The organism is Thermosynechococcus sp. NK55a (assembly GCF_000505665.1).
Taxonomy (GTDB): domain Bacteria; phylum Cyanobacteriota; class Cyanobacteriia; order Thermosynechococcales; family Thermosynechococcaceae; genus Thermosynechococcus.
The window spans coordinates 2263253-2286453 of sequence record NC_023033.1; the positions used below are offsets into that span (position 1 = coordinate 2263253).

30 protein-coding genes are annotated in these 23201 nt (G+C 52.7%); 11 read left to right on the forward strand and 19 right to left on the reverse strand.

Features of this window, described 5'->3' with window-relative positions; all coding sequences use genetic code 11:
- The first annotated feature begins 1 nt into the window (after position 1).
- Positions 2-523: an SMC-Scp complex subunit ScpB gene (gene scpB, locus NK55_RS11000; RefSeq protein WP_024125776.1), complete on the forward strand. Its 522-nt coding sequence runs from the start codon at positions 2-4 to the stop codon at positions 521-523.
- Here scpB and NK55_RS11005 read toward each other — a convergent pair.
- Positions 483-1361, reverse strand: coding sequence for an FHA domain-containing protein (locus tag NK55_RS11005; RefSeq protein ID WP_024125777.1), 879 nt, complete (start codon positions 1359-1361; stop codon positions 483-485). The genes scpB and NK55_RS11005 overlap by 41 nt on opposite strands.
- Positions 1362-1412: 51 nt before the next feature.
- Complete coding sequence (locus NK55_RS11010; RefSeq protein WP_255325261.1) at positions 1413-1634, reverse strand: hypothetical protein; 222 nt, start codon at positions 1632-1634, stop codon at positions 1413-1415.
- A gap of 209 nt (positions 1635-1843) precedes the next feature.
- Between NK55_RS11010 and NK55_RS11015 the strand changes: the two genes are divergently transcribed.
- The 3 genes from NK55_RS11015 to cysE all read left to right on the forward strand — a co-directional run bounded on the left by NK55_RS11015 (position 1844) and on the right by cysE (position 4821).
- A complete protein-coding gene (locus tag NK55_RS11015) occupies positions 1844-2398 on the forward strand; it encodes a late competence development ComFB family protein (protein WP_024125779.1) in 555 nt (184 codons plus the stop codon).
- Entirely contained in the window at positions 2395-4005 is a 1611-nt protein-coding gene (gene cimA / locus NK55_RS11020) for a citramalate synthase (protein ID WP_024125780.1), read from the forward strand. The genes NK55_RS11015 and cimA overlap by 4 nt, the downstream gene beginning before the upstream one ends.
- Before the next feature lie 75 nt (positions 4006-4080).
- Positions 4081-4821, forward strand: a complete 741-nt coding sequence (gene cysE, locus NK55_RS11025) for a serine O-acetyltransferase (RefSeq protein WP_024125781.1) — start codon at positions 4081-4083, stop codon at positions 4819-4821.
- Here the strand turns inward: cysE and NK55_RS11030 are convergent.
- The 9 genes from NK55_RS11030 to NK55_RS11070 all read right to left on the reverse strand — a co-directional run bounded on the left by NK55_RS11030 (position 4818) and on the right by NK55_RS11070 (position 12908).
- Positions 4818-5336, reverse strand: a complete 519-nt coding sequence (locus NK55_RS11030; RefSeq protein WP_024125782.1) for a DciA family protein — start codon at positions 5334-5336, stop codon at positions 4818-4820. The two genes, cysE and NK55_RS11030, sit on opposite strands and share 4 nt — an antisense overlap.
- A 16-nt stretch (positions 5337-5352) precedes the next feature.
- On the reverse strand, positions 5353-6243 hold the full coding sequence (locus tag NK55_RS11035) for a PRC-barrel domain-containing protein (protein WP_024125783.1): 891 nt from the start codon (positions 6241-6243) through the stop codon (positions 5353-5355).
- A gap of 148 nt (positions 6244-6391) precedes the next feature.
- The gene (locus tag NK55_RS11040; protein WP_024125784.1) at positions 6392-6862 is read right to left on the reverse strand and encodes an allophycocyanin subunit alpha; all 471 of its coding nucleotides are present in this window, start codon (positions 6860-6862) and stop codon (positions 6392-6394) included.
- A gap of 49 nt (positions 6863-6911) precedes the next feature.
- Positions 6912-7385: an allophycocyanin subunit beta gene (locus NK55_RS11045; protein ID WP_024125785.1), complete on the reverse strand. Its 474-nt coding sequence runs from the start codon at positions 7383-7385 to the stop codon at positions 6912-6914.
- Positions 7386-7430: 45 nt separating this feature from the next.
- Positions 7431-8117 (reverse strand): V4R domain-containing protein, encoded by a 687-nt coding sequence (locus NK55_RS11050; RefSeq protein ID WP_024125786.1) that lies wholly within the window; start codon positions 8115-8117, stop codon positions 7431-7433.
- Between the two features lie 161 nt (positions 8118-8278).
- A complete protein-coding gene (gene ligA, locus NK55_RS11055; RefSeq protein WP_024125787.1) occupies positions 8279-10345 on the reverse strand; it encodes an NAD-dependent DNA ligase LigA in 2067 nt (688 codons plus the stop codon).
- A gap of 5 nt (positions 10346-10350) precedes the next feature.
- Positions 10351-11274, reverse strand: coding sequence for an NAD(+) kinase (locus NK55_RS11060; protein ID WP_024125788.1), 924 nt, complete (start codon positions 11272-11274; stop codon positions 10351-10353).
- A gap of 8 nt (positions 11275-11282) precedes the next feature.
- Positions 11283-12275 carry an NAD(P)H-binding protein gene (locus NK55_RS11065; RefSeq protein WP_024125789.1) on the reverse strand — a complete coding sequence of 331 codons (993 nt, stop codon included), beginning with the start codon at positions 12273-12275 and terminating at the stop codon, positions 11283-11285.
- 105 nt (positions 12276-12380) lie between these two features.
- The gene (locus NK55_RS11070) at positions 12381-12908 is read right to left on the reverse strand and encodes a pentapeptide repeat-containing protein (protein WP_051372852.1); all 528 of its coding nucleotides are present in this window, start codon (positions 12906-12908) and stop codon (positions 12381-12383) included.
- 48 nt (positions 12909-12956) lie between these two features.
- On the opposite strand from NK55_RS11070, the gene aat reads away from it, so the two are divergent.
- The 4 genes from aat (at position 12957) to NK55_RS11090 (ending at position 15518) form a co-directional block, all read left to right on the forward strand.
- Positions 12957-13547 (forward strand): leucyl/phenylalanyl-tRNA--protein transferase, encoded by a 591-nt coding sequence (gene aat, locus NK55_RS11075; protein ID WP_024125791.1) that lies wholly within the window; start codon positions 12957-12959, stop codon positions 13545-13547.
- Positions 13548-13721: 174 nt separating this feature from the next.
- Positions 13722-14597: a YgcG family protein gene (locus NK55_RS11080; RefSeq protein ID WP_024125792.1), complete on the forward strand. Its 876-nt coding sequence runs from the start codon at positions 13722-13724 to the stop codon at positions 14595-14597.
- A gap of 55 nt (positions 14598-14652) precedes the next feature.
- Positions 14653-15171 carry a hypothetical protein gene (locus NK55_RS11085; RefSeq protein ID WP_024125793.1) on the forward strand — a complete coding sequence of 173 codons (519 nt, stop codon included), beginning with the start codon at positions 14653-14655 and terminating at the stop codon, positions 15169-15171.
- A gap of 86 nt (positions 15172-15257) precedes the next feature.
- On the forward strand, positions 15258-15518 hold the full coding sequence (locus tag NK55_RS11090; RefSeq protein ID WP_024125794.1) for a YkvA family protein: 261 nt from the start codon (positions 15258-15260) through the stop codon (positions 15516-15518).
- 3 nt (positions 15519-15521) lie between these two features.
- Here NK55_RS11090 and NK55_RS11095 read toward each other — a convergent pair whose 3' ends face one another.
- From NK55_RS11095 to NK55_RS11115, 5 genes are read right to left on the reverse strand one after another with little or no spacing between them, the layout of a single operon-like run.
- Positions 15522-15791, reverse strand: coding sequence for a hypothetical protein (locus NK55_RS11095; RefSeq protein ID WP_024125795.1), 270 nt, complete (start codon positions 15789-15791; stop codon positions 15522-15524).
- Between the two features lie 2 nt (positions 15792-15793).
- Positions 15794-16231: a M48 family metallopeptidase gene (locus NK55_RS11100; protein ID WP_024125796.1), complete on the reverse strand. Its 438-nt coding sequence runs from the start codon at positions 16229-16231 to the stop codon at positions 15794-15796.
- 12 nt (positions 16232-16243) lie between these two features.
- A complete protein-coding gene (locus NK55_RS11105) occupies positions 16244-16597 on the reverse strand; it encodes an iron-sulfur cluster assembly accessory protein (RefSeq protein ID WP_041429286.1) in 354 nt (117 codons plus the stop codon).
- Positions 16598-16637: 40 nt separating this feature from the next.
- Positions 16638-18074, reverse strand: a complete 1437-nt coding sequence (gene lpdA, locus NK55_RS11110; RefSeq protein ID WP_024125798.1) for a dihydrolipoyl dehydrogenase — start codon at positions 18072-18074, stop codon at positions 16638-16640.
- A 58-nt stretch (positions 18075-18132) separates the two neighbouring features.
- Complete coding sequence (locus NK55_RS11115) at positions 18133-19095, reverse strand: DUF362 domain-containing protein (RefSeq protein ID WP_024125799.1); 963 nt, start codon at positions 19093-19095, stop codon at positions 18133-18135.
- A 144-nt stretch (positions 19096-19239) separates the two neighbouring features.
- Between NK55_RS11115 and NK55_RS11120 the strand changes: the two genes are divergently transcribed.
- Complete coding sequence (locus NK55_RS11120) at positions 19240-19644, forward strand: hypothetical protein (protein WP_024125800.1); 405 nt, start codon at positions 19240-19242, stop codon at positions 19642-19644.
- On the opposite strand, the gene NK55_RS11125 is transcribed toward NK55_RS11120, so the two are convergent.
- Positions 19618-21075 (reverse strand): site-2 protease family protein, encoded by a 1458-nt coding sequence (locus NK55_RS11125; protein ID WP_024125801.1) that lies wholly within the window; start codon positions 21073-21075, stop codon positions 19618-19620. The genes NK55_RS11120 and NK55_RS11125 overlap by 27 nt on opposite strands.
- Between NK55_RS11125 and NK55_RS11130 the strand changes: the two genes are divergently transcribed.
- Complete coding sequence (locus NK55_RS11130) at positions 21074-21748, forward strand: MBL fold metallo-hydrolase (RefSeq protein WP_024125802.1); 675 nt, start codon at positions 21074-21076, stop codon at positions 21746-21748. The genes NK55_RS11125 and NK55_RS11130 overlap by 2 nt on opposite strands.
- Positions 21749-21991: 243 nt before the next feature.
- The gene (locus NK55_RS11135; RefSeq protein ID WP_024125803.1) at positions 21992-22429 is read left to right on the forward strand and encodes an Hsp20/alpha crystallin family protein; all 438 of its coding nucleotides are present in this window, start codon (positions 21992-21994) and stop codon (positions 22427-22429) included.
- Positions 22430-22529: 100 nt separating this feature from the next.
- On the opposite strand, the gene grxD is transcribed toward NK55_RS11135, so the two are convergent.
- On the reverse strand, positions 22530-22853 hold the full coding sequence (gene grxD, locus NK55_RS11140) for a Grx4 family monothiol glutaredoxin (protein ID WP_024125804.1): 324 nt from the start codon (positions 22851-22853) through the stop codon (positions 22530-22532).
- Between the two features lie 48 nt (positions 22854-22901).
- Positions 22902-23153 carry a BolA family protein gene (locus tag NK55_RS11145; RefSeq protein WP_024125805.1) on the reverse strand — a complete coding sequence of 84 codons (252 nt, stop codon included), beginning with the start codon at positions 23151-23153 and terminating at the stop codon, positions 22902-22904.
- Between the last annotated feature and the right edge of the window lie 48 nt (positions 23154-23201).

Consider the following 23201-nt stretch of genomic DNA (forward strand, 5'->3'; position numbering starts at 1 on the left):
TATGCAAGGGGACACCGACCTGCGTACATTAACGATGCGGGTAGAGGCAATTCTATATCTGAAGGCACAGCCCCTTACGCTGACTGAACTGGCAGCCCTTGCCGGCACTGACCCTGAGGCCATTGAACTAGCGCTGATTGAGCTCCTCAACGACTATGCCCATCGCCAGACGGCCCTCGAAGTTGTCCAAATTGACGATAAATATAGCCTGCAACTAAAGTCCGCCTTTCAAGAACTAGTTCAGTCCCTTGTCCCCGTTGAATTGGGGGTTGCGGCACAACGCACATTAGCCCTAATTGCCCTTCGTGGACCCATTCGCCAACCAGAGGTGATTGCACTGCGGGGTTCTAGCGCCTACCAACACATTCAAGAACTCCTTACCCTGGGGTTTATTCAGCGGCGGCGGGATAACCGAAGTCGCTCCTATATCCTCCAAGTCACTGAGCGCTTTCACCAGTATTTTCAGGTGGATCAACTGCCAACTATTGCAGAGGAAAGGGCGGACGATTCACATACTCACTGAGCAACTGGGAGGGCAAATCATCAGTTATCGCCAATTGCAGATTCAAAAGGGTAACTGCGAGCTTCTCTTGCTCTAGTGTGTTGCGCCCCAAGGCCTTGAGAATGCGCCGCAATTGAGCCGCAATTTCCGCCCCAAACATTGTGAGATTTTCATCGGGCAGTGCCGGCAACCAATCCATTGCCCCATGTTCTACTGCCCATTGTCGCTGCACGGGGGAAATATGGTTGTCGTAACGATCAATGATGAAACTGCGCAGCTGGGGATACGTTGCCTTGATCCAATTCAAGAGGTTGCCAATATCCGGTTTTTCCAGTTGCGAATCAAGGAGCAACAGGTCAGGGTTGCGCTGCATCACGGTCACAAAATCACTAATGATGCGGCGGCTGTTGATTTGCCCCGATTCAACGACAACTTCTAGACCCTGACTGCGCAGGAGTTCTTGCCAAATTTGTACCTGAATGCCGGGGGGTTGAATGATCAGAATGGTGGGTTGAAGGGTAACAGGGGCATCTGGCGGTGTGGTGGAGACAGCTTCATCAGTGCGAAATTCAAGGGTTGTTTTGCCGATAATGAAGCGATCGCCCGTTTTAAGAAGTGTTGGCACCTGAATCATTTGGCCATTGAGAATAGAGCCATTGCGACTCCCCAAATCAATAAGGTAGTAATCATCATTATCCAGACGCTGAATCATCGCATGGCGACGGGAGGACCAGCGATCCGCCAAAACAATCGTGCAGTCTTTGCCCCGGCCAATCACCCATGAATTTCCTTCGATAAGAGGGACGACATAGGTGCTCGCCTCTGTGGAGATGACCAATTGTGGATACTGTCGTAGCAAGGTGATCCCTCTTCCAACTCCCTTTAGGAATAAATTAGGTTCCTTAGGGCTTTATTCAAAATGATAGTCAGGACATTGAATAGCCGCTTCAGTAGCTGCCCAATCGGGATGCAGTGAACACTTTAACCGATAGTCTCCCGAAAAGAACCGACAGCGGGCACAGGGAATTTGATGCAGGCGGCGAGCGATCGCCAGCCCCTCCTGGGTCAGCTGCCACAGATCCCAAGCCAAGATTGCCAGCAGTAACCAAGCAAAACAAAAACAAATTGGCACTAGAACTGGCCCTACTGCCTGGAAAAAAGAGACTAACCAAACAACCATAGGCCACCCCGGCAAGCCCTAAAAGGGAAGGCTGCTAGCAATTATTATTTTATCTTGTGATCTGACCTTGATAGTTTTTCAGGATATACCACATATACTAACCACATATACTAAATTTGAGTGGGGTAAATCTCCCCAGAGAAATTACATTGGAAACACCTATGGGCATTCAAGAGATTGTTGAGCAAGCACTGCGCAACGGTTATTTGACACCAACGCAGGAAGCAGAAGTAGGACGCATTTGCGATAAAGCCACAGAACTTTCCGTGGAAGATTACATGGCGTTAGATCGCCTCATGGGTGCCCTATTGACGGGTCAAGTGGTCGCTGTCCCCCGCAAGCAATTTATCAACGTCATGGAAGAACTGGTGCTCACGGAGGCCATGACCCGCATCGCCGCCGTTGAAGCAGAGCAAAAGTGCGCCCTTGATTTAGGAGATATTGCTGCCTATGCCCTCAACCGTCTGCCGCCCCTTTATGCCACCACCGAAGAGGGAGCGCAGTACCAGCGCCAGCGGGCCCAAGAAGAACTAATGGACATAATTCGCACCCAAGTTCAAGAGGCCATTAACCACAACATGGCGCGACCACAATTTCATCCGGAGCGATCGGCCATTGGCAAAACCTCCGGTAAAGAGGTCTTTAGCCAGGTCAGTTCTCTGCTCCAAGCCTACGCCAATGACTATGAGGGTCCCAAGGGAGAGTCGGCACAGTGAAAATTTGGCTGTACGATACTACCCTGCGCGATGGCGCCCAGCGAGAAGGTCTCTCCCTCTCTCTGGAAGATAAACTGCGGATTGCCCGCCAACTGGATCGCCTTGGGATTCCCTTTATTGAGGGGGGGTGGCCGGGAGCCAATCCCAAGGACGTACAGTTTTTTTGGCAGTTGCAGGAGACACCCCTACAACAGGCAGAAATCGTTGCTTTTTGTGCCACTCGTCGCCCCGGTCGCAAGGCGGCAGAGGAGCCAATGTTTGAGCCGATCCTAGCAGCCGGTACTCGCTGGGTGACCCTCTTTGGCAAGTCTTGGGATCTCCATGTCACTGACGGTCTTAAGACCAGCTTGGCGGAAAACTGCGCCATGATTGCCGATTCCATTCAGTTTCTGAAATCCCACGGACGACGGGTGATCTACGATGCTGAGCATTGGTTTGATGGTTACTTTGCCAATCCCGAATATGCACTCCAAACCCTTGAAACGGCTCTAGCAGCCGGTGCCGATTGGTTAGTTCTCTGTGATACCAATGGCGGTTGCCTCCCCCATCAAATTCAGGCAGTGGTGGCAGAGGTGATGGCGCACTTGGGTGGTCTTGATTGTTTGGGGATTCACACCCACAATGATGCGGGGACGGCAGTGGCCAATGCCCTTGCGGCGGTACAAAGCGGTGTGCGGATGGTGCAGGGAACCATCAACGGCTATGGCGAACGCTGTGGCAATGCCAATCTGTGTACCTTGATTCCCAATCTGCAATTGAAACTCGGCTATGACTGTGTCGCCCCAGAGCAGTTGGCGACGCTGACGGAAGTAAGCCGCCATGTGAGTGAAATTGTCAACCTTGCCCCCGATGATCATGCGCCCTATGTGGGTCTGTCGGCCTTTGCCCACAAGGGGGGAGTCCATGTCAGTGCTGTGCAGCGCAACCCCCGTACCTACGAGCATATTGAGCCGCATGTGGTGGGCAATCAACGGCGCATTATTATTTCTGAGCAGGCAGGCATCAGCAATATTTTGGCGAAAACCAGTGAACTCGGCTTTGAGTTGGATCGGCAGCATCCCCTGAGTCGGACGATTTTGGAGCGCATTAAGCACCTAGAAAGCGAAGGCTATCAATTTGAAGCGGCGGAGGCTAGCTTTGAACTGCTGATTCAGGAGGTACTAGGGCAACGCCAGCGACCCTTTACCCTTAAGGGCTTTGATGTCTTTTGCCGCACTGATTCACGCCAACTGGAGGCCACGATTCGCAGCCAGTCTTTGGCCACGGTCAAAGTTGAAGTCAATGGTGAGGAGATGCTCACGGCGGCGGAGGGCAATGGCCCTGTCTCGGCATTGGATCAAGCACTGCGCAAGGCCTTGATGTCCTTTTATCCAGAGATTGCCGAGTTTCACCTGACGGACTACAAGGTGCGGATTTTAGATGGTCATGCGGGCACGGCGGCTAAAACTCGGGTGCTGGTGGAATCCAGTAATGGGCGCGATCGCTGGGCAACGGTGGGGGTCTCTGCCAATATCATTGAAGCTTCTTACCAAGCGGTTGCTGAAGCCCTCGAATATGGCCTACAGTGCACTCGGCGATCGCAGGCTTCTCCTTTGATGGTCTCCTGAAGCCTCTGAGAACTTGACAAAATCCGCTAAGATCAAAACTGGTGTTTAGGTTGCATCACTGCCAAGGAGCCCCGTGTGCTCAGCACCCTCAAAGCAGATTTTCAAATTATCTTTGAGCGGGATCCTGCTGCCCGCAACTGGTTAGAGGTTGTTTTTTGCTATCCCGGACTGCAGGCCATTGTTCTCCATCGGTTGAGCCACTGGCTTTGGCGGCGGGGTATTCCCTTTATCCCTCGGTTTATTTCCCACATTGCCCGCCTCCTCACAGGGATTGAAATTCACCCCGGCGCCACGATTGGCAAGGGGGTTTTCATTGATCATGGCATGGGGGTCGTCATTGGTGAGACAGCGGTTGTGGGTGACTATTGTTTGATTTATCAGGGGGTCACCCTGGGGGGGACAGGTAAAGAAACCGGCAAGCGCCACCCCACCCTTGGTGAAAATGTGGTTGTTGGTGCCGGGGCAAAGGTGTTGGGCAATCTCACAATTGGGAACAATGTGCGCATTGGCGCAGGGTCGGTGGTGCTGCGGGATGTGCCTTCAGATTGTACGGTGGTGGGGATTCCCGGGCGGATTGTCTATCGTGCAGGAGCTAAAATTGCCCCCTTGGAACACGGTCAACTGCCTGACTCTGAGGCGGAAGCCATTCGCTATCTGTTGGATCGCATTGAACTCCTAGAGCAACAGGTGCAAGCCCTGCAACAGCAGGAAAAGGTGCCTGCCCTGGTTCAAGGACATTTACAAGCATCCCAAGGGCAAGCCTGTCGCCTCAGCGATCGCCCCATTGAAGAGTTTCTCAACGGCGCTGGTATTTAGGCTGACCGCGCATAACACAGCCCACAGACTCCCCAGCGCTGCAATTCTTTGACTGGTGTAGGGCACTGACAGCGGGGGCACAGAGGATAGTCTCGCGATCGCTGGCAGACTTGGACTTGCCACCGTTGAAAGGCCTCCTGGGGAGTGGCTGCAGGAGCCACATTGGGAAGATTTCCTACTTTCGGTAAGGCCTCAGGGCGGGCGATCGCCGGGCGTGGGGGGCGCCAGTCTCGATGAGAGAAGCGAATATCCCTGAGGCTAATGCCTAGGGTCTGCTGAATTTTAGCCCTCAGGGGCGATCGCGAGAACGTCAAATGATGTGCCCAAGTACTACTGGCAACTGCCACGAACAAAACCCCTTCAGCGGTGAGTTCCAGTGGTACAGTGTGCTCAGCCACAATCGCTCCCACAAGCTCTGACCAATGCGCCAAGATACGCAAGAAATGGTGTGGCTGTTGCCATTCAGGAGCCTGCTGCCATTGCTGAAGTACTGTGGCCAGTAGGGTATAGGCCATTGCGGACTATTCCCGACTATTCGTGATCGTATTCCTCTTGCTTTTGCCGCTGCTCAAGGCGAATCGGTTGCTGTTCTGCCCAGGGATCGGCCGTGGGTTCTGACTCGGGCAGTTCTACGGGCATGGCTTGAGCTGGAGGTTTAGCTTGGCGCGGCCGCTCTTCGTACTCATACTCATACTCCTCCTCGTACTCCACATACTCAGGCTGGCGCCGGCGTCGCCGCGGAGGGGTTTCCCACTCGACTTCGTCGTAATCGCTGCGGCTGCGTTGGGGAGGATAGACGGGCGATCGCGCCCCTGAGGGCAGTTGATTACTGCTCGGTGTCACAGGTTGATAGTACTCGTCCTCGTCATTTTCCCAGGGGGGTGCCCCCAAGCCAACCCGTTCTAAGAGTCCCACGGTCAATTGCCGCAGGCGGGTTTCTGCCCCTTCAAACACAATAATGCGATCAGGTCCAGTGCTGACAATTTCCTCAATGGGCAACTCGTAGGTGCTGATCAGTTGGGCCGGAATCCAAGGGAAGCCAATGGAAGCCAAAATCAGATCCGTAATGTCACCCGTTTCTGGATCAAACTTAAAGCCCCGTACCTTACCCAGCACTTCGCCGGTTTCCGTCACAATCTCACTATCAATCAGTGTGCTGTAGTTGTAGGTATTAAGAGCCTCGGTGACATCATCATCGTGCTCAACGAGAATGACATCGCCAATTTGGCGAATACTGTCGAGAAGAATGTAGCGTTGCTCCCCGGTAAAGAGGGTATTGCGTACCCCCAAGGCCACCACTTGCCGCTGGTCGATATCGACCCAAACTTGATTAATGACGCCTAACTTCCGACCAGTATCACGGGTAATTACCTGTGTACCGATCAAATCTGCCCGTTGCAGCAACTGCGTCGATATGGTCATGCCTTTGTGTATCCCAATGAATCTTAGTAATACTATAGCGGCGAATACCAATGGTACGCCAAAGGCGATCGCAGGAGTAATCAGTTCCCCAGTGCAATCGGTGCTTCTAGGCTAGCGCATTTTTGCCCCACGGCTCAGTTGAGCTAGCCTATTCCCCAAGAATGGACTGGGTGAGGCTCATCACAGGTTGCATTAAAGGTGCTTCCTCGCTAGAGAGAGCTTGATTGACCACCTGAGGCAGGACTTGGTACGTTACCTGCGCTGCCTTCTCATCCCTGAAGGCTTTAATAATCGTGCGGTACCACAGCAAAAAACCCTCCCGCAGGGCATTCAAATCCCCAAATAACATCGCGGTTGCCCCTAGGCGAAGTACATGCCGGCGATCGCGCCGACACACGGCTGAATAGTCTTGATTGCCCTTACGGAAAATGTAGGGATTTCTAGCTCGCAGTTGCCGCTCTACTTCATCAAGGATTTTCTCCTCGGCATCCCGGATTTTTTCATAGGCACTAATGCGCTGCTCTACTGTGGCTAGATAATTTTTCAGAAACTCCAGCTCCTGGGCACTGGCATAGCGACCATCCGTCTCAAGGCTGAGCTTTTCCAGTTGACGTAGCATCTTTGGGCACCCAGTTCTAAACTTAACTTAATATTGCTAGTTATTGCGATTATTGTGCCAAAATCGAACTGCTGAGAGCAAGGACAGGCTCCATGACCTGTTGCTCTTGCGGCGTGAGTAGTTGTTTCATCAAACTTGGCAAGTACTTGCCGTAGGTGGAAGAGGAGGTCTGTTCGTAGTTAAAGGATTTGACAATGGTGCGGTACCAGAGCAGGAAGTTATCCCGTAGCAAATCCAACTCGGAAAAGAGCATTGCCGCAGCGCACAGGCGAATTGTATCCACCAAGTCACGACGGCAGATTTCCGAGCGCTCGCCATTGACGAAATGGAAACAGCGGGGATTTTCTGCCTTTTGCATAGATTGAATTTTATCCGCCATCATTTCCGCCTCAGCACGGATTTTTTCGTAGGCACTGATGCGAATCTCCACCGAAGCCAGATAATCCTGCAGAAAATTTAACTCCTCAGGACGGGCATAGCGACCATCGGCCACAACGGTTAGGTGATTCAACTGACGGAACATAGGGCAACCCTCGCTAGAAAATAAATGAACGCACTCTCCTATCGCCTATCGTTTCACCAGCTCCCCTTGGCGCAGGCGTTTTTCAATATCCCGTGCCGTAGCTCCTTCGTTTTGCCAGAAGGCAGCAGCATCAATGCGATCCTGTTTACCGACAAGGAACTTACAGTAGGTTTCCCCCATGGCGTAGCACTGCAGCTCAATGCAACCCAGGGGCTTTTGAATCAATCCCGAAAAGAAGCCCGCAAATAGACCAGCATAGATATAGCAGACCGGTTTGCCCACATCCCCCAGGGTGCGTGCTACCACGGAGTCAAAGATATTGATGAACATAAAACCATTCTTTTGCTCCGTGAGATCCACTTCCCAGTTCCCCCAACCTAGGGTTGTAAAGGGCCACCACCAAGCCTCTAGAATAAATGTTAAAGTGGCCTTCCGTAGCTCCCGCTGGTACTCCTGCTCAAAGTGTTGCTTAAAGACAACTGCATCGCGCTTGCCCCACTCTTCGCCAATTTTGTACATGACGAGGGTAGCGGCAGCGCCAACTTCCTCTTCGAGACCTTCCACTAGACCAATAACGAAGTCTTCTGTTGCTAAGGTAATCCGCTGATCATACCAGTCGGTAATGCTGCCCCGTTGGCTATCAAATTGGAGATAGTCCCGCAGGCTATAGTGATTGGTGCGGCTTGGATGGATTTGGTGTAACTGATGCTGATAGCCCTGACCAGTCGTCATAGCATTAGCACTTCCAGCAGGTCGAGACGGCGTGACAGAAACCATAGATCAGCGAATTGCCCCCTATTGTGCTTTAACGTAACGTTAGGTACTAAGCAGCCACATTTTTTAGGCTAAAAGATTTTTCAGAATCGTGACTCCGTACTCCCACTGATTTTTGTCTAACGACACATTTCTATAAGTTCTGTTTCATTGATGCAGGGGATGCCCAATTCTTGAGCACGTCGCAATTTACTCCCTGCTTTTTCGCCCACCACCAGATAATCCGTTTGCCGACTTACACTCTCACTCACTTGGCCGCCGTGCTTTTGGATCAGGGCTTTTGCTTGCTCACGGGTGAGGGTGGCTAGGGTGCCGGTAATCACAAAGCGTTTGCCATCGAGGGATTTCTCTGTAGTCGGGGTAGTTGGCGCAGGCGGAAGTGCTGCAGCCAGTTGCAGTCCCAACCCCTTCAGATCAGCAATTAGAGCCTGGTGATCAGGGTCTTGGAACCACTCCTGAATCGCTTGGGCAATTTCCTCACCAATGCCATAGACCCCACACAGATCAGCGACGGTGGCCGTGGCTAGTTCCTCAACAGACTTGAATCGAGCGGCCAGCATTTGGGCATTGACACTCCCCACATGGCGAATGCCTAAGCCATAGAGCACCGTGCACGGTTGTTGTTTCGAGTCGGCGATCGCCTGCAACAATTTATCAGCGGACTTTTGACCCATGCGCTCGAGGCTCAACAGTTGTGCTGCCGTCAGACGATAGAGATCCGCAGGGGTGCGCACCAATTCCTTCGTCACCAATTGCTGTACCAGCTTTTCCCCTAAGCCTTGAATATCCAGGGCATCCCGACTTGCCCAGTGCAGGATCTGGCCCCGCACGATCGCTGGACACCGAGGATTGACACAGCGACTCACCGCCTCATTGGCAGGACGCACAACTGGCTGGTGGCATTCGGGACAAGCAGTGGGCATTGTAAAGGGTTGAGCCGTTGGCGGTCGCAATTCAGGAAACACCCGCACAATCTCTGGAATGATTTCCCCTGCTTTGTGGATCACGACCTTATCGCCAATGTGCAAATCCAATTCAGTAATGTAGTCTGCATTGTGCAACGTTGCCCGTGATACAGTAGTACCTGCTAATTGCACCGGCACCAGTTCAGCCACGGGAGTAAGGGCCCCTGTGCGTCCCACCTGAACCGTAATTCCCAGCACATCCGTAATAGCCTGCTCCGGTTCGTACTTCCAAGCAATAGAACCTCGGGGAAACTTTTGCGTAAACCCAAGGGCCTGTTGCAGCTCTAAGTCATTGAGCTTGACCACAATGCCATCGGTCAGATAGGGCAGTTGATGGCGTGCGGTTTGCCAGTAATCATAGTAGGCTTTCACGGCCTCTAGGTCAGGGCAGTCGGCATTGTGGGGATTGACCCGAAAGCCAAGGTGTTGCAGCGCATAGAGCACTTGCCGCTGCGATTGAGGTTCCCCTGCTTGGTTCTCCCCCAAGGGAACGCTACCCCCTTCAGGCAAATGCAGGGCATAGGCAAAGAAGTCTAATTGGCGTTGGGCAACAATGCGGGGGTCCAGTTGACGCAGGGTACCGGCTGCGGCATTGCGGGGATTGGCAAAGGGGGACTCCCCCTGGGCTTGGCGTTCTTGGTTTAGTTGATGGAATCGCTCCAAAGGCAAAAAGGCTTCCCCGCGAACTTCAACGACAGGGGGTGGATTTTCAAGGGCTAATCGCAGGGGAATGGTGCGAATTGTGCGCACATTGCTGGTAATATCCTCACCGCGTTGGCCATCGCCCCGCGTTGCTCCCCGCACAAGTAAACCGTTTTCATAGCTTAAGGCAAGAGCCACACCATCCATTTTGAGTTCGCAGACATATTCGGCTGGGGGGAGTGGTTCCTCTTGCCGTAGGGTGCGCCAATAGCGCTGCCAGCGTTCCTGCCACGCCACCATATCGGCAAAGGTAAAGGCATTTTCAAGGCTATAGAGGGGAATGCGATGGCTGACACTCTCGAATTGACTGACAGGCGCTTCACCGATCCGTTGGGTAGGACTGTCGGGGGTAATGTACTCGGGATGAGCGGCCTCTAGTTCCTGAAGCTCCCGATAGAGTTGGTCATAGACCTCATCTTCCATGATCGGCTGATCCAGGGCGTAGTAGGCGTAGCTCGCACGCTGAAGCAGGCGCCGCAGTTGTTGAATCCGTTCAGCTGGGGGTTCCTTCAAGACCATTTGCCCTATGAATCTGTACTATTCCTGGCGCGTGGCTTGGCCACATGGGGCAGTCCCCAGCCCAGTTTTTGTTGCAGCACATGGAAGAATTCTGGCGCCCGCAGGCGAATAAAGCGGGCACGGTAGGGGGCACGTTGCACAAAAACCTGATCCTCTGGCTGAATGTAGCAACCTGCATTGCCATCCACCACAAGAATCAGATGCTTGAAGGGGTTCGCTGGATAGATCCACACCGGTTCGCTGTTGGAAAAGACAAGGGCACGGGAGGCTAAAGAGTGCGGACAAATGGGCACTAATTGCAAAGCTGCCACGCCGGGGGTAATCACGGGACCCCCTGCCGAGAGGGCATAGGCCGTAGAACCCGTGGGGGTAGAGAGAATCAGACCATCGGCAGCAATATCAACGCGGGCATGGGCACCCACATCCACTTCAAAGTGGCACATTCCCGTCAGGGGTTCTTTGTGGATCACCATTTCATTGAGGGAGAGGGCTTCCCAAATGACGGTTTGATCCCGCAGGACTTGAACCGTGAGCATTGTGCGATCTTCAATCGTGTAGTCGCCGCGTAGCACTTGATCCAGGGCCGGTTCTAGATCGGCCACGTAGCCTTCGGTGAGAAAACCCAAGTGTCCAGTGTTGATGGTGAGCAGGGGAATCTCGCAGGGAGCCAACTGCCGAAAGGCAGAAAGCACAGTGCCATCGCCGCCAAGAACAACCGCAAAGGCCATGGAAGCATCAAAGCCGGGGGGCACCAGTTGATCAATAGGGGTATGGCAGACGGGACTATCGGGACGGGAATAGCCAAGAATGCCACCAATTCCCGTAGCCATGTGTACTTCCCAGTCCTGAAGTTCTAAGATTCGGCGGACATGGGCAGCCAACTCGACTGCGAGGGGTTTGCCTTCGTTGTAGATGATCCCCGCCTTCACAGCAACTCCTAGGGGGTGGACTTAAAGGGACTGCGTTTTTTGCGTCCAGATTTTTTCTGTTTGGCTTTTTCGTAATCCAATTCTTTGAGTTTACGCAGAATTCGGGTGAAATAGTCCTGTAAATAGTCCTCAAGGGTCAGGGTTTCCTTGGGATCGAGATCAAAGGTGCGATAGACGTCCTCCATCGGGGCATCGAAAACTTGACCACTGGCAATCACTTCCGTAAAGGCTAGGCGATCGCTAATGTTCCATGTCCACTGAAACCACTGGGTGGCCTGCCGTGCCGCTCGCAAGACGCCAATGGGCAAGCGGGTAATTTTTGCCTGCTGTCCTGAGAGGTGTTCACACAGCTTAATAATTTCATCCGCTGTCCAAGCGCGGGTGCCCGCCAAGTCAAAGGTTTTGCCATAGGTGGCAGGCCGATCAATGGCGCGCACTGCAAATTTGGCCACGTCCTGAGTATCCATGTAGGCAATGGCGGTGGACTCTCCCAAAACCCAAATGGATTGATTTTCCAGAATCGGGATCGCATATTGGCCAATTAAGCCCTGAAAGAAACCGCAGGGACGCAGAATCGTGTAGTTTAGCCCCGATTCGCGCAAGAAGTCTTCGGTACAGTGTTTGATTTGCATCAGCGGCACCTGGGGATAATCCTGCGCCCTCATAATTGAGAAAAAGATCAGGTGTTCAATATCAGCGGCTTGGGCAGCCTGAATCAAGTTGACTTTGCCTTGCCAGTCCACTGCTGCAATGGTCAGCGTATCGGTGGGACGAGTGGCAGAGGCATCAATGACTACTGAGGGTTTGGCGTACTTCAGTGCTTCAAGAATACTGTCGGCGGCACAGAGGTTTCCCTGAAGAATCGTGGCGCCCCACTCCCGCAGAAACGTGGCTTTGGCTGGACTGCGGACAAAACAATACACATGATGTCCTTCATCGAGGGCACGGCGCACAATTTGCCGCCCTAGGGTACCCGTACCGCCAACAATAAAAACGTTCATGAAAAACTCTAGTCATAAATCTTAACTTTTGTAATACTTTATCAGAATTCCCGACAGAGGCGATCGCCCTTGGGGATCATTCTCCCTTGAGCAAACGAAGACGGATTAAGGGGCAAAGTCTTCACAGTGGAGCGTTTCCCATGTTTTGCGCCCCGTTACGGGATTGGTGCCACTGGCAACCTTGCAGAGTTTGCGTTGGGCGTCTTCCCGCAGTTCTACATCGGTAAAGTCAGCACCGGTGATAATGGCATCGTCAAAGTTGGTATTAAAGGCAAAGGCGCCCTCAAGAATGGCATTGGTGAGGTTGGCCTTAGTCAGCCGCGCCGTGTCCAATGTAGCGTAGCGCAGATCAGCACCTTCGAGGTTAGCTGTTTCCATGTTGGCACCAAAGAAGCTCACCCCCTGGAGATTGGTGTGGCTGAGGTTGCTGTGGAAGAGATTCGCTTTGGTGAATTCCGACCCCCGCAGATCCCGTCCGGAAAAGTCCATATTGATCAGGGCTTCTTTCGTATAATCTTCGGCGATCGCTCCTGTGGGGGTGAGCAAAATCCACAGGATGGCCAATAGCAGTGCTACAGACCAGCGCCAGTAGCGGCTAATCGTGGTCATGACAGCCGAGGATAAGAGTAGCATAGGCAACACTAGAGCTAATGCGAAGTGTCTATTGTTTAGATTATCAGTATGGAGATTTCTAAGGCGGACTGGGTACGCAATACCTTTATTGATGATGGCTATGCCAGGGGCTACTTTCTCATGGGGAGGAACAATCACCTGGGGTGGTACACCAGCCGCCAACGAGCCCTAATTCCCTTGGATGAGCGGTTTCGCTATCCCACCTCACTGCGACGGGTGCTCAATCAAAATCGCTTTCAAGTGGCGATTAACCGAGATTTTCGTGCTGTGGTTGAGGGGTGCGCCGATCGCCCGATAACATGGATGACGCCCCGTCTCAAGGAAGTGTACCATCTGCTTTACGCCACGGGTTGGGCGGTGAGTTTTGAAACGTGGCAGGGGAATGAACTCGCAGGGGGTATTCTCGGTATTGTTATTGGCGGTGCATTTATTGGCGAGTCCATGTTCTATCGCATCCCCGACGGCTCAAAAGTGGCGATGGTAAAACTGGTGGAACATCTGCGGCAGCGGGGCTTTTTACTGTTTGATGCTCAACTGCAAAATCCTCATCTTGAGCGCTTTGGGGCATATGTTGTCAGCGCTAGCAAGTATCGGCAGCTATTGGCACAGGCCATTCGTAAGCCCTGTCAATTTCTCTAATGCTTTGAGGCAAGTGCCTGCCTCAGAAATCTATCAAAAACAATTAATCTTTTTTAAACTAAAGTTAATTATAAATTACTCATCAAGGGGGGCATTTTGTGAGTTTTTTTAAAATTTTTGACGAGAAAAGCTCCACTGCTAAACTCTCATCTAAGAAGTATTCCTCTCAAAAAGATGATAACTCTGCGTCGGCAAAAGCCCCTTCTTTTTTTGCTGCTTTCTCTGGTCAGCGGTCTGATTGTCAGCTTTGCTCCATCCCCTGTCCAGGCCTACGTGAATTTCCCGGCCTTGCCGGATACCTATGTTAACGATCTGGCGCAGGTTTTAGATGACTCCCAGCGAGAGCAGGTGCGTTCGCAACTTCAGACCTTTCATCAGCGCACCAATCAACAGGTACTTCTAGTCACTATTAATTCCTATCGGGAGCACAGCAACCAACACGCCAGTTTCGAGGCGTTTGCGATGGAGTTGTTTAATCATCGAGGGGTGGGTAGCCGTTGGCGCAACGATGGTGTGATGCTCTTAGTGGCTCCGGGCGATCGCAAAGTGCGCATTCAATTGGGCAGTGCCTACGGCAGGGATTGGAATTCCCGTATGCAAGCAGTGATTGACAACTACATGCTGCCGGATTTTCGTCGTGGCCAATTGGCGCAGGGGATCATCAACGGTGTGGGCGCCTTACTCAATACATTGCAGACCGACGGGCTAACAAATGCCGCTAGCGGTGTTCCGGCAATTGACCTGTCCAGTTTTCTTAAGTCTTTTTCTGTTCCCCTTCTGCTGCTGTTTATTGGAACTTTCTGCTTTCTTTATCCGATCTTAAGCTTAAGGCTTTTTTTCAAAATTTTCGCGTTCAACTCTGTGCAATCAGGCGATCGCTCTCGCTCCTCCTATCACAATGACGACGATGATCGCTACCACACTTACACCAGCGATGACACTTACTCCAGCTATGAGGGAGTGACAGTTCCTCGAGTAGTAGTGATGAAGGCGGGCGCTCCTCTGGCGGTGGTGCCGAGGGCAGTTGGTAAACTAATTGCCCCCTACTAGAAATGGCGATCAAGATGCTAAAATAGCGTCGTTCCGTAGCACATGAGAGACGCTCTTGACGCAGGCGACAAATCTTCCGGGCATTGATTCCCCCCAAATTGATGAGTTCTTGCAGGAATTAGCGACAATCCAAGACTCTGGCCCTAAACGGATTGCGCTCCTTGGCTCGCGTCATGTCCCCATTACCCATCAGCACCTTATTGAAATGATGAGCTATGCCCTTGTGCTGGCTGGGAATCGCCTGATGACCTCAGGTGCGGTTGGAACCAATGCGGCGGCGATTCGGGGGGCAATGCGGGCAGACCCCAATTTGTTGACGGTGATCTTGCCCCAAAGTCTAGAACGCCAGCCTCGGGAATCCCGCCAACAGCTGGATAAGGTGATGCACTTGGTGGAGAAACCTGAAAATGATCACCTCCCCCTTGCAGAAGCCAGCTCCCTCTGCAATCAGGAGATTATTTCCCGCTGTCAGCAACTGATTTGCTTTGCTTTCCACGATAGCCACACACTACTGCAAACCTGTGAACTAGCGGAAGAGCAGCACAAGGTGGTCACGCTCTTTTACTTTGATTAACTTTGATTAACTAAGGACGGTTTTCCCGACCTAGGGCAATTGCGTCCCTATGCCAGAATAGGGGCAGGATTCAAGGTTGATACTCCATGAGCGGCTTCTACAACTGGTATCGGAAGCTGTTGCGGCATCCTAAGTATCGCTGGTTCATCATTGCCGCGAGCTTGATCTATTTGCTGAGTCCTCTGGATATTTCCCCAGATTTAGTGCCGATCGTTGGCCAGCTGGATGATGTCACGGTTCTGGTCATCCTTGCCAGTGAGCTAACGCAATTGTTGGTGGAGCGCATTAAAAGCCGGCGATCGCCCAACATCACCACAACAGTAGATGTGGAAGCAGAACAGGTTTAAGGATCAATCCCGCGATCGCAAGTCACTGCCGACAGAGCGCAGCAGCCAGCGGTTTTGCACATAGCTGCGGACACCGCTAATCAGTGCCGCCGCCATCAGTAGACCAATGGCGGGCATAAAGAGGGGTTGCCATAGACGCAGCCAGAGATCAAACCCCAAGGGAAGCTCAAAGGACCGACCAGCCAGGGCAATCACAAACCAGCCAAAACTGGCCAGCACAAAGAAGGTATCGGCGACCAACAGCCAATTGATCATATCCCGCAGCCGTACCATGATTACCCCCCCAGTACCCATTGTTTGACACGGGCAAGGCTCTCCCAATCGGGTTTGCGCTTCAGGCCGTCGGCAAAGTTATCGATGACCTCTTGGCGCAGCTCAGCCACAGCGGCAACAACGGTTTGCGCCAATTCAATGTGGGGACGAACGCCCTTTTGTCCGGTTTCTAGCATTGCCACCGCCAGGTTAATGCGCGCTTGCGGGTCTTCGGGGTTGAGCTTGACCGCTTTTTGGGCAGCCTTTAGGGCAGATTGGGGCTTGTCATCCAGAAGGTAGAGCCACGCCAAGCACGTCCAAGCGGCGCTACTTTTTTGAGCACGCTGGCAAATCTCTTTGAAACTGGGAATTAACTCTGAGGCAGGTGCTCCTTCTTTGTAGCGGGCGATCGCTGCCTCAAATTGACGTTCAACGTCGCTCACAAACTGAGATGGGGTCAAGGGCAGGACTCCTTAGGCAGAAAATGAGGTACCACAGCCACAGGTTTGGGTGGCATTGGGATTCATAAACTTAAAGCCACCACCAATAAGGGCGTTGCTGTAGTCCAACACCAAGCCATAGATGTAGAGCATACTCTTGGGATCGGAGACCACCTTGAAGCCATCATAGTCAAAGACTTCATCATCGGCACGAATATTGGCGGGGTCTTCAAAGTCCATCGTGTAGGACATCCCTGAGCAGCCACCCCCCTTGACGCCCACCCGCAAACACAGGTCTTTACCGTGTTTATCGCGGAGCTCAAGCACATGCTTGAGGGCAGCTTCGGTCATCATGATTCCCCTAGCGGGTTGTGTGGCCTGTGTCATCACCCACTCCTAAAAGACTCCAAACTTTATCGTAGCAAGTTCAGCGGTGGGTCACCATCTCGTGGGCACGCTTGAAGGCTTCGTCAAGTACCTCCGAGAGGGTGGGATGAGTGTGGACATTGAAGGCCAAGTGGCTCACCGTCTGGCGATCGCGAATGGCATTAGCCGCCTCTTGAATTAAATCCGAGGCATGGAGACCAAAGATATGCGCCCCCAGTAGCTCGCCAGTATCAGCGCGGAAGATCACCTTGGCTAGGCCATCGGTTTCGGTTTCCGCCAGGGCCTTGGAGTTGCCCTTGAAGTAGGTGCGTGCCACCTGCACCTCAAAGCCTTCTTTTTCCCCTAGCTCACGGGCTTGGGGTTCCGTCAAGCCGACAAAGCTCATTTCTGGGTGGGTAAAGGCCGCCGCAGGAATACTGCGATAGTCCACTTGGCGAGGCCGTCCGACAATTGTTTCAACAACGGCAATCCCCTGTGCCGAAGCGGCGTGGGCCAGCATCATTTTCCCCGTGGCATCACCGATCGCCCACAAATGGGGGACGGGTTTCCCTTTTTTCGTTACTGCCAAATACTCATTGACGGGGATAAAGCCACGCTTATCGGTGGTCACACCCACACTCTCTAGGCCAATGTCTTGGGTAGCGGGAATGCGACCGGTGGCCACAAGGCAGGCATCCACTTCGAGGACATCCACGACTTCTTGTGTTTTCGCATCTGCGAGTTCAATAACCACCGGGCTACCGGGGATGACACGCTTGGCTAGGGTGCCGCTGTAGGTTTCAATATCGCGCGCCGCAATCAAAATCCGCTGTGCCTGTTTGGCAATATCTGGATCAAAGGTGGGCATCAGTTGATCTAGGGCCTCAATCATTGTCACTTCGCTGCCGAGGGCCGTGTAAATATCGGCAAATTCTAGACCAATGTAGCCGCTGCCAATAATGGCCACCCACTGCGGCAACCAATCCAGCTTAATGGCATCGTCACTGGTATAAACCGTCTTACCATCTACCTCCACACCGGGGGGCACCCAAGGCACTGATCCCGTAGCAATGATAATGTCCTTGGCGGTTACGATTTTTTCCCCTGTGGGCGTGGTGATGCTCACTTTTTGGGAACCGGCTACTTTCCCTCGGCCAATGAGCGTATCCACACCGAGACGCTTGAGACTATTGGTGAGATCACTGCGGATCTTTTGAACTAAGTTGGCGGCATGGGCAGCGACGCCGGCGCGATCCACATTTACCTGCCCCAGTTGAATCCCCAAGGCTTGCCAGTGGCTGGCTTGGCGTAGTTCCCGTACCCGTCCGGCTGCCGCCAGGAGTGCCTTTGAGGGAATGCAACCGCGATTGACGCAGGTGCCCCCCATGTCTGCTGCTTCCACTATTGCTGTTTTTAGTCCAACACTGACGGCATGGAGAGCAGCCCCATGCCCCCCGACACCAGCACCAATAATGATGAGATCGTAGTCAAAGCTCAAGGACGCTTCTCCCCAACTGCATTCCCTTAGCTTATCAAAGGGCGTCCCCCCTGAGAACTTAGGCCTTTTGGCTATAGGCAGTTAGGGGTTCTTTGATCCAGCGAATATAGAGATGTTTGAATGTGGATTTGAGAACGCGGGGGGCGCCAAAGTCAATGGGCATCATTTGCTGCGGCAGTTGCCAATCGCGAATTGTTAATTCGTGGGGCTGTGCCAAGGGAAACTCAATCTCACTAAGTTCGTAGTTGTAGCCGAGGGCGGTGGCAGCGCGTTGGGTGGGAATGCGCTCAGGGTCAACATTCAGGATAGCCACAAAGGCGCGATCGAGGGCAAAAACGTCGCGACTGGCACCCAAAACATGCAGTGGTCGTGGCGTTCCACCACTGGGGCCATTGCCTTCATGGCCAATAATGCCATCCATAATTGTGAGGTCGGGGGCGATCGCCCGCGCCGTTTCCACGAGCATACGGCCAAAGCGATCGGCATCCTTACCCGCTTCCATGTGCCACCATGCCTTCATTTTGCCCGGGACACAGCCAAAGAGATTCTTCACCCCGAGGGTGAGGGTCAGTTGCACGTGGGATTTGACCTTGGGCAGGTTAATGACGACATCGGCGGCCATCGCTTCTTTGCTTAGGCGCAGGTGAGCAAATTCGGGATTGTCGGTGGCGTAGCGATCGCCATGGAATTCAATGACGGGCAAATTTAATTCTTGAATATAGGGCAGGTAGCCATTGCTGCGGGCGACCCCCAATGCGGAGCCAAAGGCGGGTCCATCCCCTAGAAAAGGTCTGCCACCGGCGGCTTGCACCATTTTGGCGACGCAATAGACCAGTTCAGGACGGGTAACACATTCCTGCTTTGGCCGTGCCCCCGTGAGTAAGTTGGGCTTGAGGAGCACGCGATCGCCCGGTTGAACAATTGCCGCCATTCCCCCCAAGGGCGCTAGGAGTTCCTCAAGGGAGGCACTGAGATGGTCAAGGTCATAGGAGGTTGCTCGCAGTAAGCTCACACGTGGCATTAGAGGTTCCTCATGGCTTGGCAGTCTTTCCCCACAGTGTGCCACAAAGCATCATAGAGAGACATCCTGTAGCCACCCCCCCGACCCACCTCAATCCCCAGGTGAAAATGAAAAAATAGCCAGAAAATACGATAAGGAGGATAGATGCCCCCCAGGGAGCGATCGCGAATGCCCCAAGGCCTTGAATCAGAATTTCGGCAGCAGGTGGATCGCCTGCATCGCTTGACCGTTGTCATGCGCTGGAGTGTGGTGCTCTTTCTTTGGCTGACTGTCGGCACATGGAGTCTTTGGGGCTTCCGTTATGAAATGAGCCTCATGCGTGAGCATTTTACGTGGGCAGCGCTGCGCTATGGCATTCTTTTCAATCGGCTGCCGGCGATCGGTTTGGCCCTGTGTATTGGCACGACCCTGAGCGTTCTGTACTGGCAGACCCGCAACATTTTCTGGGGCAGATCCCCGCGGTGGCAGCAACGTCTAGAAAAACAAGTCTTGCGCATTCGTCAGCAGGGGCAACGTCATCCCCTATGGCATTGGGTGTGTCGGCAGTAGCAGCGCTGCAAGGGGCGCTGGCACCGGGAAAATAATGAGCAATAGCAACACCAGTGCCATCAGGCCAAGGGCATCGCGCCAGTTGTCCAATTCACTGACATCATTGAGGGCAGGTTCATCAAAAGCGGGCATAAAGAACAGGATCAGTGCCCAAACAAAGAGCCACGGTTGAATAAACGAGAGAATCAGCACCAGTAAACGGCTAACTTGGCCAATGACTGCCCCCGTTCGATGGCCGTAGATTGCATGAACAATGTGACCTCCATCCAATTGACCCACAGGCATCAGGTTCAAAGCCGTCACTACCAAACCCAGCACCCCCGCCACTGCCATCGGATGCAGGTGTAGCGCACTGTTACTCTTGAGGGTGGCGCCAAAAATGGCTTTAGCAATCAGGGCCAAGAGAATCGAAATACGTGGACTCAACACTTGGGGATTGAGGGACTGCTCCGAAGCATTGGCAGGCAGTTGCACCACCTCGGACTGCTGTAACCCCCAAACTAGAATTGGTAGCGTCACGATCAACCCAGCAATAGGACCCGCAATACTAATGTCGAAGAGGGCACGGCGATGGGGAACAGGCGATCTCATCTGGATAAAGGCCCCCAGTGTGCCCATGGCAAAGGGCAGAGGAATAAAGTAGGGCAGCGTTGCCTTCACGCCGTAATACCATGCAGTGGCAAAGTGTCCCAGTTCATGGATGCCCAAAATCAACAGCAGACTCACGCTGTAGGGCAACCCCTGCCAGAGCAAACTGGGATTGAGCCGCAGTTCCGCCGCTGTCAGATCAGGCGCCACAAGTGCCAAGCCAGCAACGGTGGTGGTGAGAAAGGTTAAGGCCAGAAGGCCAAGGCTGAGACCAGGACGAAAAAGCTGTTGGGGCTGGGGCAGGCGATCGCGGGGAATCAGGGCAAAAAAAGGCTTATTACTCAAACCCATTTGAAACATGACCAGAAAGCGATCGCCAAAGCGTTGGGCAATATTGCGCTCCACTGTTTCATAGACTTGGTTGGCATCACCGCGCATTTGCCCACGGCAGATCACCGCCTGTGGACGATACTCAATTTGCTGCAGATAGTACATTCCCCAAGGGAAACAGCTCTGCAATTGCGTTTCTTCCTCCTGATTGAGGAGCTTGCCATTGTCCGTCAGTGGTGGTGGCGGGGGTGTGGGTGGCGCAGCCGGTAAGAAGGACTGGCCTCGGCGCAAGAGCACAAGGTAGAGCACCGAACTGGTGACAAAGATCAGGATCAGCCATCCCGAAGGTACAGGTGTATTCCCCAACAGCAGCAGCCAACCTGCAATAAAAAAGGCCGGCAACATCAGCACTAGCCACAGGAGCCACCAAGGGGTTTGACTGACACGGGCAGCACTCTGGCGGACAATAAAGACCAAGATTAAACCCAATACAATAAGGGAAATCCATGTCATGATTTGGATACCTGTGGCTCAACAACAGAAACTGCCCCGCCTTGTATTACCGAGGGTCTATGGGTTTCCACCCAACCGCGAGACACTGGGAGGTACTGCTTATCTCATTGTAGAAAATGATGGCAATACCCTTATTGATGCGCCCTTTTGGACAGACACAACTCAGGATTGGCTCAGGGCCCAGGGGGGCGTTCAGCGCCTTATCCTTACCCATCGCGGGGCGATCGCCCGCGTCAGGGAAATTCAGCACACCTTCAACTGCGAAGTGATCATCCATGAGCAGGAGGCGTATCTGCTGCCCCAAGTGACGGTAACCCCGTTTAACCACCATCTAGCTATCGGTGAAACCCTCGAAATTCTCTGGACACCTGGTCACTCCCCCGGCAGTGCCTGTGTCTATTGGTCTTGCCAAGGGGGCGTTCTCTTTACAGGTCGTCACCTACTCCCTACCCCTACGGGAGAACTCGCACCGATTAAAACGGCTACCACCTTCCACTGGCCCCGTCAACTGCGCAGCGTTGAAGCATTAAAAGCCTTCTGTCGGCAGAAGTGCTTAAGTTATCTGTGTCCGGGGGCAAATATAGGTTTTCTGCGGGGGACGCTGGCGATCGCCAACGCCCAAGCCGTCCTGCAAGGACTCTCAGTTGATAACCTTCTTTCTAACAAATTTTAATGTTTTCTTAATTTCCTCTCCAGAGTAATTTTCAGCACCCCGGGTTCGGAAATAGGAACTGGGAGAGATCGTTAAACCCCACTTGTATCAAGACTTCCATGCTCTATAGTGAAGGTAGCCAGAGGGAATCAGCCCAAGTCACCAGCAAAAGCAGTACAAGCAAATTTGGTTGTTGGTGCTGTTCTCTCTGTCAACCATCCCGTGGGCAATCTAAAACCTTAAGGAGTACAGGAGGATAAGCGTATGGCACTCGTTCGTTGGGAACCGTTCCGCGAAATTGATGCAATTCAACGCCAAATGAACCGTCTATTCGATGAATTGATTCCCTTGACGGAGCGGCGCAGTGATCTTAGTTTTCTGCCCGCCGCAGAACTGGAAGAAACCCCTGAAGCCCTTTTCTTGAAAGTAGAGCTTCCGGGGATGGATCCCAAAGACATTGACGTTCAAGTTACAGCTGAAGCGGTTTCCATTAGTGGCGAACGCAAATCTGAAACCAAAACTGAAACAGAGGGCATGAAACGTACAGAATTCCGCTATGGCAAATTCCAACGGGTCATTCCTCTGCCAGTTCGGATTCAAAACACCGATGTCAAAGCCGAATACAAAGATGGTATCCTGCGCCTGACCCTGCCGAAAGCGGAAGAAGAGAAAAACCGCGTCGTCAAAGTGAGCCTTGCCTAATCCGCCCCTTTGAGGCCGAACAGTCAAGGTTGTTGAACAAATGATGACGATCCCCCAGCAATGGGGGATTTTTTTGAGCGTCAGTGAATGGCAGAAAAAATTATGAAGCTAAAGCCACCTCAACCAGTTGTTGCAATTCACCACTTTGGTATAGCTCAATGAGAATATCGGAGCCACCAATAAACTCGCCGTTGATAAACACTTGGGGAATCGTTGGCCAGTTGGAATACTCCTTAATCCCTTGACGAATCTCAAAATCCTCAAGGACATCCACTGTTTCATAGGGGACGCCGAGGGCATTCAAAATTTGCACCGCATTGTTAGAAAAACCGCATTGGGGCATCAGCTTGCTCCCCTTCATGAAAACAATGATCTTGTTGCTCTTGACAAGGTTATCAATTTTGGCATGGAGTTCGGGTGTCATCGTTCGCTTTCCCTCTTAAGTTGACAAGTTACAAAATTGCATTCTAAATCACTGACGTTGTGCCCATTGTTGGGGAGTATAGGTCTTCAGGGCAAGGGCGTGGAGTTCATTGCTGGCCATGAGATCCTTGAGGCTGCTATAGACCAATTGGTGCTGCTGCACCAGTCCCTTGCCCTCAAAGGCGGCGGAGACCACTACCGCTTCGTAATGATCGCCACCCCCCGTCAAATCCTGTACTTGAACAAAGGCATCGGGCAAGCTGGATTGAATTAAGGTGGTCAGTTGTTCAGGAGTAACCATAGATCATTATTTATTTTTGCTGGAGGCGACAACCCTCTGAGTCTATCT

Excerpts from the sequence above, each read along its gene's own strand:
- NK55_RS11090 (WP_024125794.1), top strand. The coding sequence starts at position 15,258 with ATGAGCGGCTTCTACAACTGGTATCGGAAGCTGTTGCGGCATCCTAAG.
- NK55_RS11015 (WP_024125779.1), top strand. The coding sequence starts at position 1,844 with ATGGGCATTCAAGAGATTGTTGAGCAAGCACTGCGCAACGGTTATTTG.
- NK55_RS11080 (WP_024125792.1), top strand. The coding sequence starts at position 13,722 with ATGATAACTCTGCGTCGGCAAAAGCCCCTTCTTTTTTTGCTGCTTTCT.
- NK55_RS11130 (WP_024125802.1), top strand. The coding sequence starts at position 21,074 with ATGATTTGGATACCTGTGGCTCAACAACAGAAACTGCCCCGCCTTGTA.
- NK55_RS11135 (WP_024125803.1), top strand. The coding sequence starts at position 21,992 with ATGGCACTCGTTCGTTGGGAACCGTTCCGCGAAATTGATGCAATTCAA.
- grxD (WP_024125804.1), bottom strand. The coding sequence starts at position 22,853 with ATGACACCCGAACTCCATGCCAAAATTGATAACCTTGTCAAGAGCAAC.
- NK55_RS11125 (WP_024125801.1), bottom strand. The coding sequence starts at position 21,075 with ATGACATGGATTTCCCTTATTGTATTGGGTTTAATCTTGGTCTTTATT.
- NK55_RS11095 (WP_024125795.1), bottom strand. The coding sequence starts at position 15,791 with ATGGTACGGCTGCGGGATATGATCAATTGGCTGTTGGTCGCCGATACC.
- NK55_RS11105 (WP_041429286.1), bottom strand. The coding sequence starts at position 16,597 with ATGACACAGGCCACACAACCCGCTAGGGGAATCATGATGACCGAAGCT.
- NK55_RS11145 (WP_024125805.1), bottom strand. The coding sequence starts at position 23,153 with ATGGTTACTCCTGAACAACTGACCACCTTAATTCAATCCAGCTTGCCC.
- ligA (WP_024125787.1), bottom strand. The coding sequence starts at position 10,345 with ATGGTCTTGAAGGAACCCCCAGCTGAACGGATTCAACAACTGCGGCGC.
- scpB (WP_024125776.1), top strand. The coding sequence starts at position 2 with ATGCAAGGGGACACCGACCTGCGTACATTAACGATGCGGGTAGAGGCA.
- NK55_RS11040 (WP_024125784.1), bottom strand. The coding sequence starts at position 6,862 with ATGCTACGTCAACTGGAAAAGCTCAGCCTTGAGACGGATGGTCGCTAT.
- NK55_RS11070 (WP_051372852.1), bottom strand. The coding sequence starts at position 12,908 with ATGCTACTCTTATCCTCGGCTGTCATGACCACGATTAGCCGCTACTGG.
- NK55_RS11035 (WP_024125783.1), bottom strand. The coding sequence starts at position 6,243 with ATGACCATATCGACGCAGTTGCTGCAACGGGCAGATTTGATCGGTACA.
- NK55_RS11050 (WP_024125786.1), bottom strand. The coding sequence starts at position 8,117 with ATGACGACTGGTCAGGGCTATCAGCATCAGTTACACCAAATCCATCCA.
- NK55_RS11030 (WP_024125782.1), bottom strand. The coding sequence starts at position 5,336 with ATGGCCTATACCCTACTGGCCACAGTACTTCAGCAATGGCAGCAGGCT.
- NK55_RS11115 (WP_024125799.1), bottom strand. The coding sequence starts at position 19,095 with ATGCCACGTGTGAGCTTACTGCGAGCAACCTCCTATGACCTTGACCAT.
- NK55_RS11065 (WP_024125789.1), bottom strand. The coding sequence starts at position 12,275 with ATGAACGTTTTTATTGTTGGCGGTACGGGTACCCTAGGGCGGCAAATT.
- aat (WP_024125791.1), top strand. The coding sequence starts at position 12,957 with ATGGAGATTTCTAAGGCGGACTGGGTACGCAATACCTTTATTGATGAT.
- NK55_RS11045 (WP_024125785.1), bottom strand. The coding sequence starts at position 7,385 with ATGTTCCGTCAGTTGAATCACCTAACCGTTGTGGCCGATGGTCGCTAT.
- NK55_RS11120 (WP_024125800.1), top strand. The coding sequence starts at position 19,240 with ATGCCCCCCAGGGAGCGATCGCGAATGCCCCAAGGCCTTGAATCAGAA.